Annotated in this window: 1 pseudogene; it reads left to right on the forward strand. The window is 37.9% G+C overall.

Features of this window, described 5'->3' with window-relative positions:
- Positions 1 to 742: 742 nt before the first annotated feature.
- Positions 743 to 1,133: pseudogene (locus tag AC6I5A_RS06695) on the forward strand (efflux RND transporter periplasmic adaptor subunit); the annotation flags it as partial.

Raw genomic sequence — 1,133 nt, forward strand, 5'->3', positions numbered from 1 at the left:
GATAATACCAGTAATGTAGTCCTTCCTGATTCACCCAGCTCGATCAACCTTTTCAATTATCCTCCTAGTTCCACCTAAGGAGAGTCTGCGGGACACGTCCACTAACACCTTTTAGTTTGAGTTATGCGGTGGCCCAAATTATTAAGAATAGCAGCTCCGGCAGCCTGGTTGAGAAGATGTGCGAAACGTTTAAAGTATCGGAGCGGTTATTATTATTGTGATGACAGCTGCCATCAAGGATTTATTTAAATTTTTTATATTAGTCTTTGACTTAGAAGTACTTTCAAGTTGTACAATAATACTTGAGGTACTTCTAGTCTTATTAAGGAAAGTTTTTGAAAAAGTACATATTCCATCACAATAACAATTATAAAGGAGTAAAAAACAGTATATATCCATAAAGCCTAATAGCCAAATTCGTTGGGAGAATAACAAATTAGTATCTAGAGAAGATTTTCTTTCAAAAAGGGAAGCATATTTGGTGGTTCCTGATAATAAAGGTGTATATGTTTTCGAGATCAATGGAATTGGGATTAAACACATGATTCGGCGTATGCGTTTTGGTTAAAAGTTGATTGGATAATAAATGTACATTGACCCAAGCCAGAGGAAGTAATCTCCATAAAATCTTTAGAACTTTCCTAAATACATCTCAAATATTAGCGGTATACTTAATAAGAAAGATCAAGGTGAGTCAGACTAAACTAGTAGGGACAATGATCATCGTCTTAACAAGAAATGGGTGACCATTGGGGTAGTATGTGTTCTGTTCTTGGGAGGGGGTTATTGGGGTTATAAACATTTTACCGCTAAACCTGCCGTGGCTACTAATATCACCGCTAAAGCCAAAATGGGAAACGTGAAGAAAGTGATTACGGCAACGGGAACGGTGAACTTTTCCCACCTAATTCCTTTACAATTTTCAAATAATGGACAAGTGGTCAATGGACAGGTGGTTGAACTCAATATTAAGGATGGAGATTTAGTAAAAAAAGGGCAAGTTTTTGCCAGGATTGATGATACGGATCTTAAGACAGCCGTCGTGCAGCAGCAAGCCAACTTAAAGACGGCTCAAACAAAACTTCAATCCATTCGAGAGGGATATAATGCCCAAACGTTAGCAGCGGCTCAGT

This window comes from Desulfosporosinus sp. Tol-M2, from assembly GCF_059735615.1.